We start from the raw sequence: 15,053 nt of genomic DNA, 5'->3' as shown, positions 1-15,053 counted from the left end.
CTTATCATTAAAAAGCCATTAAATAGCAGTGCTGATTGCCATCATACAGCTGTTATTAATAATGAGGTGGCGGTGTTTCTTCAGATAAGCTAGCAATATTTGATGGCTGTGTTGCTTGTAATTTTTGTGATAATAACGTTAATTGTTCTTTCAGCCTACTTACATCAGCTTGTAAATTGGTTACCATTTGATTAAGTTCTTCAATGGTGATTTCTTGAAAAGCCACTTTGGTTTCAAGTAATTCTAATTGTTGGTTCATAAAAAAGATTCATATATAGTTTAATTGGTTAAGCTACATTGTAAGTAAAAACAACTACAAAATCCATCCGCGCTCAGCAAAAGAGACATATTCGCCTTTTCCGATAACAATATGGTCTATAACTCTAATATCAACTAATTCGCAAACCTCTTCTATTTTTTGAGTAAGATGGCGATCTGCTTGACTCGGTTCTGCCATGCCTGAAGGGTGATTATGCGCTAAAATTAATGCGGCAGCATTATGTTGTAGTGCGCGTCTAGCAACTTCACGCGGGTGGACTTCTACACAATTATAGGTGCCAACAAACATCTCTTCCGACGAAATAACATGATGCTGATTATCTAAAAAAATCACCATAAAAATTTCACGATCTTTATTGGCTAAACGGCTAGCTAAATAGTGATGCGTTACAGACGGTGAAGAAAGCGAATTTTCGTGCGTCATTTTCACTTTCAAATAACGAGATGAAAGCTCAACAACTGCTTTTAATTGCGTATATTTAGCGGTACCTAAGCCATGATTTTGGCAAAAATCTTCGTGACTTGCATTAATTAAATTATATAAAGAACCAAAATCATTTAATAGACTTTGTGATAACTCCAAAACAGGTAAATTGCGAGTACCTGTTCGTAAAAATAGCGCCAATAGTTCAGCGTCACTTAATGCTTCAACACCAAATTTTAATAGCTTTTCACGGGGCATTAATTGAGGATATTCTAAGGACATTGTACTTTTATTTAGTAATTAAAAGTAAATTATGAATGAACGATTAATTTACTAAACCCCAAAAATAAAAGATTTCGAGCTATTTCACAAAAAAATAAACCGTTTTGCACAACTTTACAAAAAAAGAAAAAGCGCTATAAAAGCGCTTTTAAATATCAATTAGTGATAAAACTAGTGACATCCACATCCGCCATGATCACCGCCACAACAACCATGATCTTCATCGTCTTCTTCATGATCATGATTGCCACAACCGCAACCACCGTGCCCATGATCGTGCCCGTGAGCGCCATGAATATGGCCGTGTGCAATTTCTTCTTCTGTTGCTTCACGAATTGCTAAAACTTCAACGTTAAATTGTAAGTCTTGGCCTGCTAACATATGATTACCATCGATGGTTACAGTATCACCATCAATAGCGGTAATTTCAACAGGTAAAGAACCTTGATCTGTATCAGCAAAAAATCGCATACCAACTTCAAGTTCATCTACACCAACAAAAACGTCACGCGGAACATTTTGTACAAGAGCATCATTAAAATCCCCATAAGCATTAATTAGCTCAACGCCAAATTTGTCGCCAACTTGGTGACCATCTAATGCGTTCTCAAGATCTTGTAGCAAGTTACCTGCACCATGTAAATATTCTAATGGTGCTGCCGTAGTTGCTTCATCAACTAAAACACCGTCTTTAGTGCGAACTTGGTATGCTAAACTAACCGCTGTATTTTTTGCTATTTTCATTTTTTCTCCAACAAACTTTTATTGAGCAAATTACATTAGATTTTAACGGAAAAAAGAGTATAAGTATTCTAAATTTTATATTTTTGTTCAAAACTTACCAAAAAATAAAATAAAAAAGGCGCAAACATTTATGGTTTAGCGCCTTTTTCACACACACTGAGAACAGCTTATTTAAGTTCTAACTCATTCATTGCCGCAATGCTAAATCCACCATCGACATGAATCACTTCACCAGTAATACCAGATGAAAGGTTTGAACATAAGAATGCTGCTGAATTACCCACATCTTCAATTGTTACAGTACGACGGATTGGTGTTACTGATTCACAGTGAGATAACATCTTTTTAAAATCTTTAATACCAGATGCTGCAAGTGTACGAATTGGACCTGCAGAAATCGCATTAACACGAACGCCCTGAGGACCCATAGCATTTGCCATATAACGCACATTTGCTTCTAGTGAGGCTTTAGCAAGTCCCATTACATTGTAGTTAGGAATTGCACGCTCAGCACCAAGATAAGAAAGTGTCACTAATGCTGAATTTGGATTTAGCATTGAACGACATGCCTTAGCCATAGCCACAAAGCTATAAGAGCTAATATCATGAGCAATTGAAAAACCTTCGCGAGTTACAGCATTAACATAATCGCCATCTAATTGATCACCTGGTGCGAAAGCAATAGCATGAACAAAACCATCAAATTTATCCCAAGTTTTTGCAAGTTCAGAAAATAGTTCAGAGATGCTTTCATCATGAGCAACATCGCAAGGTAAAACGATTTTAGAACCAAAATCAGCGGCAAACTCTTCAACGCGTGTTTTTAATTTATCATTTTGGTAAGTAAAAGCGAGTTCAGCGCCTTCACGATGCATTGCTTGTGCAATACCGTAAGCAATTGAACGATTACTTGCAACACCAGTAACGAGTATACGTTTACCTGTTAAAAATCCCATAAATTATTCCTCTAATTTTCACTATATAGTCTAGGATGGTGACGATTATATGTTGATCAAGCCAACTTCGCTACTATAAATTTATTTTCGTTGATAGGTTTTTATTTTATTGTCTAAAATAAATGATTGTTTACCATATTAATATCCTACTATAATAGTCAACTATTATTTTTTTATAGGAGGTATCAATTTGAATAATTTAGTTTGTTACAAAACATTGCCTATTTGGAATGCTGATACATTACCTGCGTTGTTGCGTCAAAAGCATAATACCCAAATTGGTACATGGGCAAAGTTACAAATTTTAAAAGGAAGTGTTGGTTTTGAAATGTTAACCGAACAAGGCGAAGTGATCACTAAGCATTGTTTTGATACTCAGCAGCAACCACCATTCATATTGCCACAGCAATGGCACCGCATTGTCGAAATATCTGATGACTTACAGTGTCAGCTAGCTTTTTATTGTTTGCCTGAGGATTATACCCAAAAAAAATACCAAATGACCAAAACCCACTCCGAGGTACTTAGCGCAACAAAGATTATCCAAGCAGGAAAGGCATTAGATTTAGGTTGCGGTTCAGGTCGCAACTCACTCTATTTGCAGTTACAAGGCTTTGATGTTACCGCTGTTGATAAATCAGAACTCAGTATTGGAAATTTACAAAAAATCATTAATGATGATAACCTTAAGCATATTAATACAATGGTTTATGATATCAATCAAGCAAATTTACAGGGCGAATATGATTTTATCCTTTCGACCGTTGTTATGATGTTTTTACAACCCGAAAGAATTCCTGCTATTATTAATAATATGCAAAAAATGACCAAATCAGGAGGATATAATTTAATTGTCAGCGCCATGTCTACGCCTGATTACCCTTGCTCTGTTGGGTTTTCATTTACTTTTAAAGAAAACGAGTTGCACCAATATTACCAAGATTGGGAAATACTAAAATATAATGAGGATGTTGGACAATTGCATAAAACGGATATACATGGAAACAGAATCAAATTAAGGTTTGCAACCTTATTGGCTAAAAAACGATAACAATTACAGGATATAGCATCCTGTAATTTTATACATTGATCGATTAACGTGTATTTAATTTTTCACCGACCGTAAACCAAGCCTTGCGTGAGTTTAACAAATCTTGAGCAGGCATCGGTTTTTTGCCTGCAGGTTGTAAAAGTGTCATATTCAATGCGCCATTGCTGGTTGCAATACAAATACCATTTTTATCGGCTTGCAAAATTGTGCCAGCCGGCTGTTTTGAATCCATTTTTACCACATGGGCTTGCCATACTTTTACAGGCTCACCATTAACCTCAAAATAACTCACTGGCCATGGATTAAAAGCCCGAACGCAACGCTCAAGTTGCACTGCAGGCAAATTCCAATCAAGTTTAGCTTCTTGCTTTGATAATTTTTCGGCATAAGTTGCTTGTGATGGATCTTGCTTTTCGGGTTGGATTTTTTGTTCAGTGAGTAATGTCAACGTATCAAGCAACGCTTGCGGTCCTAATTTTGCCAGTTTTTCATATAACGATGCGCTAGTATCGGTCTGCTCAATTGGGCAGGTCAGCTTATATAGCATATCGCCCGTATCAAGCCATGCATCCATCTGCATAATGGTAATGCCTGTTTGCTCATCACCTGCCCAACATGCACGTTGAATTGGCGCTGCACCACGCCAACGAGGTAATAACGAACCATGCACATTTAAACAACCCAGTTTAGGCATATCTAATACTGCTTGTGGCAAAATCAGTCCATAAGCAACCACAATCATAATATCGGCATTGAGATCGGCAATGATCTTTTGATTCTCTTCTTTTTTTAGTGTGGCAGGTTGATAAACGGGCAAATTGTACTCGATTGCAAGTTGCTTAACTGGGCTTGCTGTTAATTTATTACCACGACCTGCAGGGCGATCGGGTTGCGTAAAAACGGCAATCACATTATGTTCCGAACCAACAAGCGCCTTTAAATGAGTAGCAGCAAAATCGGGCGTACCAGCAAAAATGATATTTAAAGGTTTAGTGACATTAGGCATAAGTATTCGTATCCATAATCGAAAAATAACCTCAATTATACCCGAAACTTAATTAAGAATCTTTAATCAAAAAAGAGGCTATTTTATCTTTGGCGGTTTGTTTTTTAGCAAAAAATCGGTCAGGAAGTATTTTGATTTTATTGAAGTTTTCATGAGGTGTTTTTATCAAACAAAAACAAACTATAATTGATACACTAATCAGAATAGCGATATTGTCATCATTATAGTTTAAATTGATGAGTGAAAATTATAAAGGTAAATTACGTTTAATCATGCATTGTTTATAAACATCAAAAGCTTTTTGATTTAATTTCATACCATACCTATAAAGAATGCCGTAGCACAAAAATGCAAAAAAAACATTATCTTTGTATTTTTTTAACATATTATAGTGTTTCATCAATATTTTATCACTTATTTTATCTGATTTTACTTGCTTTATAATTACGTTACATAGCAATTGAATAAATAAGCCTACAAAAGTCAACAATCCGATAATTAATGTAGCAAAAACTGCAAGTTTTACTTGCTTTATAATTACGTTACTTAGCAATTGAATAAATAAGCCTACGAAAATCAACAATACGGCAATTAATGTAACAAAAAATGCACGTCCTATAATATCTTGTAAAACATCCATCATTTTTTAATTCTCCTATTTCTCAATTTAATAAAATATGTTTGTCTATTAGGATTATTTTCAATCATTACCATAATTAGGCTTTAAAACGGAAAAAACACCGGTACTAAAGCAATATTTACTGCCATTACTAAAAACGTTAACGGCACGCCAATTTTGACAAAATCTCCAAAACTATACCCACCAGGCGCAACGACCATAGTTTTAATTGGCGATGATACTGGTGTAATAAATGATGCCGATGTAGCAATGGCAACTGTCATGGCAAAAGGATGGGGTGAATAACCAAATTTTAATGCTAAATCAATGGCGATAGGTGCAATTAAGATTGCGGTTGCGGTGTTGGATATGAATAATCCGACAGTTGAGCAGAGTAAGAAAATAAATGTTAGCACCATGTATGGACCAAAGCTGCGTAGATGAACTTCAAGCCAAGCTGATATGAGCGAAATACCACCCGTTTTATTGAGTGCTAATGCAAATGGCATCATACCGATAATTAATATTAAGGTTGGCCAGTGTATGGATTTATAGGCATTGGTCATATCAATACAGCGTGTCGCGCCCATTAATAGGCAGGCAATTAACGCAGCAACCACATTGGGCACAATGCCGGTCACCATTAACGTAATCATAATCGCTAAGTTTATTAATGCCATTGGTGCTTGTGAACTTGCCGGTGCGATATCATCAATATCCGATGGATAGTCTAATACCACAAAATCATTGGTGCGAGTTTGTAACTTTTGAATCGAGCCCCAGTCACCACAGACTAATAATGTGTCGCTCATTTCTAATCGTTCTTGGAATAAGTTGTTGGTTTCAACTGGTGCGTGATTGCGCCAAATTCCGATAACGGTTAGAAAGTATTTCCCTCTAAAATCAATTTCGTTTAGAGTTTTACCGCAAAGTGTTGATTCAGGAAGTAGGGCAACTTCGGCCATGCCGACTTCTTTAACTTGTTCAGAAAAATATTCGCCTCGTAAAACTTTGGGCTCAAGGTTATTGGTAGTTAAAAAAGTGCGGTAATCGGCTTCGGAGTGCGACATATCAAGTAGCAAAATATCATTTTCTCGAAACTCAGTTGAGCCATTAACAGGAATTAAGACTTTTTGAAATTTACGCCAACGTTCAATACCAATAACGTTAACACCATGTTCACTGCGTAAATGTAATGCATCAATAGTACGGCCAACAAAAGGAGAGCCTGCTAATATTTGTGCTCGATGTGCTCGGCCAATTAATTTATAGTCTCGAATCAGATCGGTTATTTTTCGTCTTTTTGGTGGCGTGTTTGTTGGTGAGGCTTGCTCAGTAGAAAGTAACCAATTTCGAGTCAATATACAATAAATTACACCAACAGCTAATACGCCTAAACCAATTGGAGTAATGGAAAAAAAACTAAACTCTTTTAATTTGAAGTGATTTAGCTCACTATTGACAACAAGGTTTGGCGCCGTTGCAACTAGTGTCATCATGCCACTAATTAATGCTGCAATACAAAGCGGCATCATTAATTTTTTAACGTGTATGCCTGTGTGATTAGCAATGCTAATGGCAACAGGGATGAAAATGGCAACTACTCCTGTTGAACTCATCACTGAGCCGAGTAATGCAGCGCCTAACATGATATAGATAATAATACAAATATCGTTTTTGCCAGCTATTTTAAGGATATATTCGCTCATTTTGTACGAGATACCGGTTCTAACTAAGCTTTCCCCAATAATAAATAATAAAGCAATTAAGATGATATTGGGATCACTAAAGCCAGCTAATGCCTCCGATGGTGTTAACACGCCACTAATGGTGATAGCTGTAATGGTGAGTAAGGCAATGATATCCATTCTTAATTTGCTGAATGAAAATAACAAAATAGCGATAAATAACAGTGAGCAAACAATAATGAGTGGGTAATGTTGAATTAAGTAATCAGGTAAAAAAGCAGTAATTGATGACATAACGCCATGATGAGATGACAATTGTTCCACAAAAATAACTCTATGAGGTAGATTTTATTTTAGACATAATACCTTGATTTATTGTGGTAGGGAATATTTTCAATTTATTTGGCTGCGGTTTTTTATCATTTATTTTCTTGTTATTTCCCATAATTGACTAATCCGACTTTTATTTCAGAAGCTAAAGAAGAAAAAACGATACTAGGTATTACTTCATCAATACCTAGACAGAGTAAATCAGAATATCCTTTTTCATTTTCAATGCGCCAAAGTTGCATAAGGGATTTATTTGTAAAATTATTTGCCCAATCTGGAATAAAATATTGGTTAGTTTCTATTAGGGAAGGAATGTGAACGATAAGTTCATCGTTATCATCATTCACAGTAATTTGTAAATAATAGTTAGATATTTGCACTACTATTTCAATATAACCTGTAGTATTGAAATCAAATTTTTTACAGAAAAACTGCGTTATGGATAATCCTATTAAATTTTCCACTTTTATCATAATAATTTTCTTAATTCTTTTTAGCACATTTTAAAACCTCTTCGAAAATTTTCCGCATTAGGTTCGGGGTTTTTAATAACTAAAAGAATGCACAATAAAATATTATGGTAAATCTAAATATTCAGGTTTTAAAATGTTTTGATAATCAAATAAGTATTCGTAGTCTGTGTAATTTTGGGGTTTTCTTAGCCAATTATGTGATAAGTTTACTTGGGTTTCTTTTTCTTCATAATTCATTCTAAACTCCGGTCTTTTTGTTTTTGTAATGGTCTTAACATTCATAATGCCATTATCTCTAAAAAGAACTTTGTTGATTATTCTTTTATCTGCATCTTCATCATATAACTCAATCTGACGTAAAAATATCTTTCCATCCACATCCTTATTATGCGATCCTTTACCTTTATCGTAGACCATATAAAGATAAATAAACAATTCACCATTATGATAAGTTAGAAAAGTTACACTTATCGTTTCAAAATAATTATTTACGCATGCTATAGGCTCACCATCTTTAAAAAAGGTGACATAGTATTCTTTATCATTATCAAAAGCATATTTAGCCCAATCTTCTGCATTCTTGAGATGTTTTTTGTCTTCTGCTGTTGGTTTATTCTCAAGCCAAATTGTTAATATATTGTCTAAAGTATCTTCTTCAGACATTACTTCTTTCATAGTGTTATTGTATTGTGCGAATTTTAATGTGTACATATATTTAATATTATTAATTAATTTTATAATCCGGGTAATTTAGAAATATCATCTAGTATACGTACAGCTTTATCAGATGCCTATTTTTGATTTGTTATATCAAGAAATAATATCATTCAACACCTGGCGTTCGAGTTGGATTATGCCTTCGTATTGTCCAAATTCGGGATATTTTTCGTATAAGCCTGAAAAGTCGAGTTTTTGATTGCCTTCGTAATCTTCGTATTTCCCCTTAGAATCGATATATTTTCGGGCAGCATAGTTTCCGTCCTGATCAAATGCAAAGTGCATACGGTACTCTTCGTCTTCGCTGCTGTTTCCTGCAATGTATTGCGTAAACCAAACTTCTTCTAAAAATAGGGTGCGGTCTTCTTTTACTTCATCGAAAAGATATTTTAAATATGTTCTTCCTTCATTATCGATAAAATGAACGCCAACATGTTTATTTCTAGGCACTATAGTAACGTAACAATAGGGGTAAAGTGATTTTTCGGAGTGTAATACGCAAAACTCATATCCCAATAAATGCTCGTGGTTATATTTAGCTACTTCTTCAGAGGTGAGTTTGCCTTTTTCTACTTTTTTCTCAAATTTAGTATTATTCCATGTGTCCCAACAACCAACTGCAAGATATTCTTCTCTTACTTTTTTTCGGAAGTAATCTGTATATTTTATCATAATTTGCTTCTTTTAATTTAATATGTTTCCGTTTATATCTCTTATTGTAACTTTTTTATTTGCCGCGTACTCTAAAACTTCTTTGGAAATTTTTTCTGTTTGTCTAGGTACTTCTAAAATCATCTTTCCTTTCAATTTGTCTCCTCCTCTTGCAATGGCTTCCGCATTGCGTTTGGGTTTTTTAATAACTAAACGATCAAGTTTAAGCTACTACAATTAAATCAAATTTCTTAATGTTATATTTAATATGAGATTAATCATTGATTTTCCTTAATTCTACTTTTTTCATTCCTGAAAACTGGACTATTTCTTTTAATTCATATACTTTTTTGATCATATCTACACATTCATCATAATCTGCATATTTTTGTAAGCTATAATTTTCGGCAACACGGGGAATGTCTGCTAACCATTTATTGTCGGAAACAAATAGAAACTGAATACATCTATCTTCATCATCTATAATTCCTAAAAAAGAGTCTTCCTCTTCCGACAGGTAATAAAATTCATCTAATACTTCATCTAATGCATATTCTTCGGGTTCTATTTCTTCGTCTGTTTCAATGTCATATAAAAATAGTTTCATCTTTAACTCAATATTTTATCTAATTCTTTAATACATTTTTCTTTTGCTTTGGTAACATCTCCCGATAGATCGCCATAATGACTTTCTTTAATTCCTAATTTCTTTCTATATAAATCTTGAATCGTGATAATCATGCCGGTTAAAGCATCGGGATTTGTTTCATTTCTTATCGCACTATTGATATATTGGGTTATTTTTAATTTCGTTGATTTATGACGAAACCAAATTTGCCTCATCGCAGCAGCTCCACATTGACGTAATGTTCCTTCCGGATCATTTAACATACGTTCATTTAAATACCCTAAGTCTTTTGAATTACCAATCCAGCCCAATACAATGATACTGGCATATCGTAATTCATATTCAGGAGATTTTATTTCTTTTACGGCGAGTTCTTCTGTTCCTGAATATTTTATTTCTCCTAGAATTTTTATTATTTCACTTTTTAGAGATACATTTTGTTCTTTATCATATTTTTTTACTAAAAAATTACCTACTTTGTTTTTATCTTTTCTTTTTACGAAAAAAGTTAATAAATCTGTAAGTAAATATTTATCTTTTGTAGATTTTATTATTTCATAATGAAATTCTAAAACCTTTTCATCATCAGATTCTAATAATAGATCACCAAAATCGAATATACCGTCATCAGTATCTTCCATTTTTATTAATTCTAAATATTTTTCCTTTAATAAATTAATATTCATATGCTTTATGGTTTAGGATTTTTGGGTTTATTTGCTGGTCCATATTTATGGTATTGATCACCACAGAATTTATGTCTATCTCTATGAACCGATTTTCTTTGTGTTTTCATATATTTCGCCTTATCTAGTTTTCTTTTACCCGCATGTGTAGTTCTTATATAAAGAGGTTTTTCATGTGAAACTTCATAACCTTCTGGAACTTTTTTCCCTTTTGAATCCAATATTTGTCTTCTAGCTCTATTACTCAATCCACTTTTGGGGTCTTTCGCATCTCTTAAAAGGGCTTTTCTTCTTTCTTCCATATTTCTCCTATAACTTGGAGCTTTAATTTTCTTGTTAGGGTCTTTGATGAAACGCCCTGTTTTACTATTATGTAGTCTTCCATTTATATCCCTAAAAGTACCTACTGGGTCTTTTACAACTTTTTTAATTGTATCAGTAAAGCAAGGTTGTGCGTTATGCACCCACCAAGCGAGTTTGCCAACAAAGTAGGTGTGCCAGTCTTCTACTTCAAAATTATAGACTTTTTTCTTAGTATAAAGAAAGTTTTGTCTTTTTACGCGGTACCATTTTTTATTTTTGGTTTGTATGTGGTCTTGTTCGGTAAGGTCGGCGGCATCTTTCCAGCCTTGTTTGGTGTAGAAGGGGTGTTCGGCGGTGGTTTCTATGGTTTCGCCTTCCAGTTCTATTTGTACGGTGGTGTCTATCTCTTTGCGGATAATGGCGGTTACTTTTTTCAGGCTTATTTCGCCACCGGTTGGGTTTTGCGACCATACCCGATCGCCCTCGCGTATTTGTTCTATTTTTTTTATGCCTTGCTGTGTGTGAACAGGCGTTCCGGCAGGAAAACAGGCAAATACGCATACTTTGCCGTATCGTGTGGCTATGTCGTCGGCTTTTTTGGCAAGGGCTTTGGCTGCTGCTTTAGCACTTGCTTTGGTTAGCAGTTTTCCGCCTGCGGTTAGGGCGGCTTTACTTATTTTGGAAGCTGCCTTGCCTACTTTACTGGCCACTTTGGCCAGTTTTGCTGTTTTTACTGCTGCTGAAGCGGCATTTCCTGCGCCTAAGGAAAATACTCCTCCTATATCTAGTGCTAAAGAGGCTGCGCTCAATCCAAATCCTACCCAGTCTCCTTTAATTCCCGAACGTACCATACCGACCACACCGCCTGCAAAGGGTACCATTTCTACTGCATCCCACCAACTTAAGCCTTCTTCTTCTTGCGGCGGGTCTTCGGCGTTTTCTTCGGTCAGTTTATCTAAGTCTTCTCGGCTTACGGGGATTTGTCCGCTGGTTATAAATTCTATTTTGCCGCCTAAGCTGCACGGTAAGGTGCTTTTATAGAGTAGGGTTTGGTTGCCTTTGACTTTTACTTTATAGGTGTCTTTCCATTCTAACGGAACCGGTACGCAAGGTTGTTGCGTTTTTTGACATATCCCAAATGCGGGTATATTGGTTATTGGGATTTTATCGGCGGCGGTACAGACTTTACATCCGTTTATTTTTACATTGGCATTATGCGTGCCGTTAAAGTAATCGGGTTTTATTCCTTCGTCGCATAGCATGACTGCCTGATCGACTATGTATTCTAATTCATGCGGCATATTCCTGTGTTTGGGTTAGGTTATGTCGGTGTCGGGGGGGGGTATTGGCTAGTGAGTTCATCAATATATTTTTTTGCTGTTCTTTCTGTTACTTTCCCTAACTGTGTAAATTTCTGGCTTACTATTTCTTTACTGGGTAATAATCTAGTCCTTTTATATTATTATTTTTTAAAAGTTGATATAGCTTTTGCGATACAAAGACTTCTTTATAATTGGCATGACCGGAACCAAAATTTTCTTGAGATACAAAAAAATCAAAATTTCCAGGATGATTTTCAAAAGACGGAAAAAATCCTTTATTGTTTAAATGAAACCTAGTCATTTCCCACTCTGGGATATGTGTTTTCTCATCTATATTATTATCATTTATATTTAATTTAGATGAGGATATTCCTTGTGGTAACAATTGAACTACTGTAACTAGAGGTTTTTGATTACCATACTCAATTACACTTTTGCTTTGTATATTCAGTGGTTTAAATATATTTTCATAAATTGAAGGTGTAGTAAAAAATGTATCTTCAAGCCAATATATTGTTCCTATACTTTTTTTATTCCATTTAGGTTCGCTTAATAGTGAGATACTTCCAATTTGCTTCCCTCTAATAATTCCAAAATTTTCACTTCTTTTTGTTATTTCAAATACGTTCTTTAAATAAGGAAAAACATTAAAAGGAAATTTTTCCAATTCATCATTTCCAACTAAGTCTTCTGGTTGAGGATATCCCAATATTTTACTAGACTTAATTGATAAATAATCGGCATTAATTCTTTCGTTTTCTGAAAATTCTGTTTTGACAACAGTAATATAGTTTTTATAGTTGCTTCCGAATATGGATTGAAGTTGCTCGTTCATTTCGTCATTTTCATAGAATGTAAAAGCATCACATCCCACATCGACATAAATATTTATATTTTTTAATTTGGAAACTTCTTTTAAGGAAAAATTTTTAAAAAATCGATATTTTATTTTCATATTGATTAAACCTATGTATCATTTTTTTTATACTTTTTTCTATCATTCTTTCATAGGATAATAATTTAAACCTTTAATATTGTTAGTTTTTAATATGTTATAAAGTTTTTTTGAAATTATTGTATTTCTTTCAGTTAATCCTCCTGTACCAAAATACTCATGAGTATAAAAAAAATCAAATTCACCGGGTGAAGAATCAAAAGATGGATAATAAGAATCATCGCTTAATACATATTTATCAATATCCCAATTTACAATATGTGTTTTTTCTTTGACTTGAGTTTTATTAATAATTAAGTGAGATTTACTGATTCCTTGTTGAACTATTTGTACAACATTTTCTAATTTGGTTTGAGTTTTATAGTTTATAACTGGCAAAGATTTAATATTTAAAGGTCTAAATATTTTTTCAAAAACTTCGGGTTTTACAAAAAAAGCATCTTCAATGTTATTTGCCGATGCAATTTCATTTCCTCTCCAATTAGGTTCATCTTCTAAAGAATAATAGCCGATTTGATTTCCTCTTAATATTCCAAATTGTTTGTCAGTATTAATTATTTCAAAGACACCTTTGTAATAAGGGTATATATCAAATGGATATTCGTATTCATCTACAATAGATTCGTCATCTGGTTTTGCATATCCCAACATTTTATTTGCATATATATTTAAATACGGGGCTAATGATCTATCTTTTTCTGAAAAATAACCTTTCTTTTGAGCAACATTATCCCAATCCTTATGCAACATATTTTTTATTGGTTCAAAATTTTGATTATTTTCCTCGATTTCAAATGAATCCCACCCTTCTGATACATTAATTCCTAACCTTTCTAATTCATCTTGTTCTTCTTTATTAAAATTTTTAACAATTCTATATTTTATTTTCATAACTTTAATATTGCTGAATATGCTTTCCTGCTCTTGCAATGGCTTCAGCATTACGTTCGGGGTTTTTAATAACTAAAAGAATGCACAATAAAATATTATGGTAAATCTAAATATTCAGGTTTTAAAATGTTTTGATAATCAAATAAGTATTCGTAATCTGTGTAATTTTGGGGTTTTCTTAGCCAATTATGTGATAAGTTTACTTGGGTTTCTTTTTCTTCATAATTCATTCCAAACTCCGGTCTTTTTGTTTCTGTAATGGTCTCAACATTCATAATGCCATTATCTCTAAAAAGAACTTTGTTGGTTATTCTTTTATCTGCATCTTCATCATATAACTCAATCTGACGTAAAAATATCTTTCCATCCACATCTTTATTATGTGAATCTTTTTCTTTATTATAAATCATATAAAGATAAATAAACAATTCACCATTATTATAAGTTAGAAAAGTTACACTTATCTTTCTAAAATAATTATTTACGCATGCTATAGGCTCACCACCTTTAAAAAAGGTGACATAGTATTCTTTATCATTATCAAAAGCATATTTGGCCCAATCTTCTGCATTCTTGAGATGTTTTTTGTCTTCTGCTGTTGGTTTCCTATCAAGAGCACGATCTACTATATTCTCTAAAGTGCCTTCTTCAGACATTACTTCTTTCATAGTGTTATTGTATTGTGCGAATTTTAATGTGTACATATGTGCTTAATATTAGGGCGTGTTGATCTTTCGTAATTATTTTTTAGACGGCATAATGTGAGTTATAATCATTCTGCAAAAAACAACCATAACTCGATTCATCATGCCAAGAACAATGCTAACAGATAAACGGTGGGAAAAGCTACTACAAATAATGAAAAATACCGGCCGAGTTTATAATAAATCCGAGCATCGGATGACGTTTGAAGGGATCCTTTTCCGAATGAGAACCGGAATTCCTTGGCGAGATTTGCCAAAAGAGTTTGGTGAATGGAGCACCGTCTATAGACGATTTAATTTGTGGTCTAAAAAAGGAATATTAGTTGATATTTTCAAACATTTAT

Annotated in this window: 18 protein-coding genes; 2 read left to right on the top strand and 16 right to left on the bottom strand. The window is 33.8% G+C overall.

What is annotated here, in order from left to right:
- Nucleotides 1–55: 55 nt before the first annotated feature.
- From GA0061080_RS05960 to fabI, 4 genes are all read right to left on the bottom strand, one after another.
- The gene (locus GA0061080_RS05960) at nt 56–259 is read right to left on the bottom strand and encodes a SlyX family protein (protein WP_065635360.1); all 204 of its coding nucleotides are present in this window, start codon (nt 257–259) and stop codon (nt 56–58) included.
- A 54-nt stretch (nt 260–313) separates the two neighbouring features.
- Entirely contained in the window at nt 314–985 is a 672-nt protein-coding gene (gene radC / locus GA0061080_RS05955; protein WP_202112896.1) for a RadC family protein, read from the bottom strand.
- A 171-nt stretch (nt 986–1,156) separates the two neighbouring features.
- The gene (slyD, locus tag GA0061080_RS05950) at nt 1,157–1,729 is read right to left on the bottom strand and encodes a peptidylprolyl isomerase (protein WP_091122598.1); all 573 of its coding nucleotides are present in this window, start codon (nt 1,727–1,729) and stop codon (nt 1,157–1,159) included.
- Nucleotides 1,730–1,896: 167 nt separating this feature from the next.
- Nucleotides 1,897–2,685 (bottom strand): enoyl-ACP reductase FabI, encoded by a 789-nt coding sequence (fabI, locus tag GA0061080_RS05945; protein WP_091122595.1) that lies wholly within the window; start codon nt 2,683–2,685, stop codon nt 1,897–1,899.
- 190 nt (nt 2,686–2,875) lie between these two features.
- Between fabI and tehB the strand changes: the two genes are divergently transcribed.
- Nucleotides 2,876–3,736 carry an SAM-dependent methyltransferase TehB gene (tehB, locus tag GA0061080_RS05940; protein ID WP_091122591.1) on the top strand — a complete coding sequence of 287 codons (861 nt, stop codon included), beginning with the start codon at nt 2,876–2,878 and terminating at the stop codon, nt 3,734–3,736.
- A gap of 43 nt (nt 3,737–3,779) precedes the next feature.
- Here tehB and fmt read toward each other — a convergent pair whose 3' ends face one another.
- From fmt to GA0061080_RS05880, 12 genes are all read right to left on the bottom strand, one after another.
- On the bottom strand, nt 3,780–4,742 hold the full coding sequence (gene fmt, locus GA0061080_RS05935) for a methionyl-tRNA formyltransferase (RefSeq protein WP_091122588.1): 963 nt from the start codon (nt 4,740–4,742) through the stop codon (nt 3,780–3,782).
- Nucleotides 4,743–4,989: 247 nt separating this feature from the next.
- Complete coding sequence (locus GA0061080_RS05930) at nt 4,990–5,385, bottom strand: hypothetical protein (RefSeq protein WP_091122586.1); 396 nt, start codon at nt 5,383–5,385, stop codon at nt 4,990–4,992.
- Between the two features lie 80 nt (nt 5,386–5,465).
- Nucleotides 5,466–7,343, bottom strand: a complete 1,878-nt coding sequence (locus GA0061080_RS05925; protein WP_091122693.1) for an SLC13 family permease — start codon at nt 7,341–7,343, stop codon at nt 5,466–5,468.
- A gap of 140 nt (nt 7,344–7,483) precedes the next feature.
- Complete coding sequence (locus GA0061080_RS05920) at nt 7,484–7,852, bottom strand: DUF6334 family protein (RefSeq protein WP_091122583.1); 369 nt, start codon at nt 7,850–7,852, stop codon at nt 7,484–7,486.
- 102 nt (nt 7,853–7,954) lie between these two features.
- Nucleotides 7,955–8,515 carry a hypothetical protein gene (locus tag GA0061080_RS05915; protein WP_141683101.1) on the bottom strand — a complete coding sequence of 187 codons (561 nt, stop codon included), beginning with the start codon at nt 8,513–8,515 and terminating at the stop codon, nt 7,955–7,957.
- 147 nt (nt 8,516–8,662) lie between these two features.
- Nucleotides 8,663–9,241 (bottom strand): hypothetical protein, encoded by a 579-nt coding sequence (locus tag GA0061080_RS05910; RefSeq protein WP_091122576.1) that lies wholly within the window; start codon nt 9,239–9,241, stop codon nt 8,663–8,665.
- A 253-nt stretch (nt 9,242–9,494) separates the two neighbouring features.
- Nucleotides 9,495–9,827 (bottom strand): hypothetical protein, encoded by a 333-nt coding sequence (locus tag GA0061080_RS05905; RefSeq protein ID WP_091122572.1) that lies wholly within the window; start codon nt 9,825–9,827, stop codon nt 9,495–9,497.
- A 2-nt stretch (nt 9,828–9,829) separates the two neighbouring features.
- The gene (locus tag GA0061080_RS05900; protein ID WP_091122568.1) at nt 9,830–10,534 is read right to left on the bottom strand and encodes a HEAT repeat domain-containing protein; all 705 of its coding nucleotides are present in this window, start codon (nt 10,532–10,534) and stop codon (nt 9,830–9,832) included.
- A 5-nt stretch (nt 10,535–10,539) separates the two neighbouring features.
- Nucleotides 10,540–12,138 carry a polymorphic toxin-type HINT domain-containing protein gene (locus GA0061080_RS05895; RefSeq protein WP_091122564.1) on the bottom strand — a complete coding sequence of 533 codons (1,599 nt, stop codon included), beginning with the start codon at nt 12,136–12,138 and terminating at the stop codon, nt 10,540–10,542.
- A gap of 121 nt (nt 12,139–12,259) precedes the next feature.
- Nucleotides 12,260–13,114 carry a hypothetical protein gene (locus tag GA0061080_RS05890; protein WP_091122560.1) on the bottom strand — a complete coding sequence of 285 codons (855 nt, stop codon included), beginning with the start codon at nt 13,112–13,114 and terminating at the stop codon, nt 12,260–12,262.
- Between the two features lie 42 nt (nt 13,115–13,156).
- Entirely contained in the window at nt 13,157–14,005 is an 849-nt protein-coding gene (locus tag GA0061080_RS05885; protein WP_091122557.1) for a hypothetical protein, read from the bottom strand.
- 95 nt (nt 14,006–14,100) lie between these two features.
- Complete coding sequence (locus GA0061080_RS05880) at nt 14,101–14,661, bottom strand: hypothetical protein (protein WP_091122553.1); 561 nt, start codon at nt 14,659–14,661, stop codon at nt 14,101–14,103.
- A 151-nt stretch (nt 14,662–14,812) separates the two neighbouring features.
- On the opposite strand from GA0061080_RS05880, the gene GA0061080_RS05875 reads away from it, so the two are divergent.
- Nucleotides 14,813–15,053 (top strand): transposase (locus GA0061080_RS05875; protein ID WP_141683100.1); only part of this gene is annotated, 241 nt, incomplete at its 3' end.

The organism is Gilliamella intestini, from assembly GCF_900094935.1.
GTDB lineage: Bacteria > Pseudomonadota > Gammaproteobacteria > Enterobacterales > Orbaceae > Gilliamella > Gilliamella intestini.
Note: the sequence above shows the minus strand (reverse complement) of the source record. Positions and strands in the feature narration are given on the sequence as shown.

Coding starts and splice junctions, on each gene's coding strand:
- GA0061080_RS05960 (WP_065635360.1), bottom strand. CDS start 259: ATGAACCAACAATTAGAATTACTTGAAACCAAAGTGGCTTTTCAAGAA.
- radC (WP_202112896.1), bottom strand. CDS start 985: ATGTCCTTAGAATATCCTCAATTAATGCCCCGTGAAAAGCTATTAAAA.
- slyD (WP_091122598.1), bottom strand. CDS start 1,729: ATGAAAATAGCAAAAAATACAGCGGTTAGTTTAGCATACCAAGTTCGC.
- fabI (WP_091122595.1), bottom strand. CDS start 2,685: ATGGGATTTTTAACAGGTAAACGTATACTCGTTACTGGTGTTGCAAGT.
- fmt (WP_091122588.1), bottom strand. CDS start 4,742: ATGCCTAATGTCACTAAACCTTTAAATATCATTTTTGCTGGTACGCCC.
- GA0061080_RS05930 (WP_091122586.1), bottom strand. CDS start 5,385: ATGATGGATGTTTTACAAGATATTATAGGACGTGCATTTTTTGTTACA.
- GA0061080_RS05925 (WP_091122693.1), bottom strand. CDS start 7,343: ATGTCATCAATTACTGCTTTTTTACCTGATTACTTAATTCAACATTAC.
- GA0061080_RS05920 (WP_091122583.1), bottom strand. CDS start 7,852: ATGATAAAAGTGGAAAATTTAATAGGATTATCCATAACGCAGTTTTTC.
- GA0061080_RS05915 (WP_141683101.1), bottom strand. CDS start 8,515: ATGTCTGAAGAAGATACTTTAGACAATATATTAACAATTTGGCTTGAG.
- GA0061080_RS05910 (WP_091122576.1), bottom strand. CDS start 9,241: ATGATAAAATATACAGATTACTTCCGAAAAAAAGTAAGAGAAGAATAT.
- GA0061080_RS05905 (WP_091122572.1), bottom strand. CDS start 9,827: ATGAAACTATTTTTATATGACATTGAAACAGACGAAGAAATAGAACCC.
- GA0061080_RS05900 (WP_091122568.1), bottom strand. CDS start 10,534: ATGAATATTAATTTATTAAAGGAAAAATATTTAGAATTAATAAAAATG.
- GA0061080_RS05895 (WP_091122564.1), bottom strand. CDS start 12,138: ATGCCGCATGAATTAGAATACATAGTCGATCAGGCAGTCATGCTATGC.
- GA0061080_RS05890 (WP_091122560.1), bottom strand. CDS start 13,114: ATGAAAATAAAATATCGATTTTTTAAAAATTTTTCCTTAAAAGAAGTT.
- GA0061080_RS05885 (WP_091122557.1), bottom strand. CDS start 14,005: ATGAAAATAAAATATAGAATTGTTAAAAATTTTAATAAAGAAGAACAA.
- GA0061080_RS05880 (WP_091122553.1), bottom strand. CDS start 14,661: ATGTCTGAAGAAGGCACTTTAGAGAATATAGTAGATCGTGCTCTTGAT.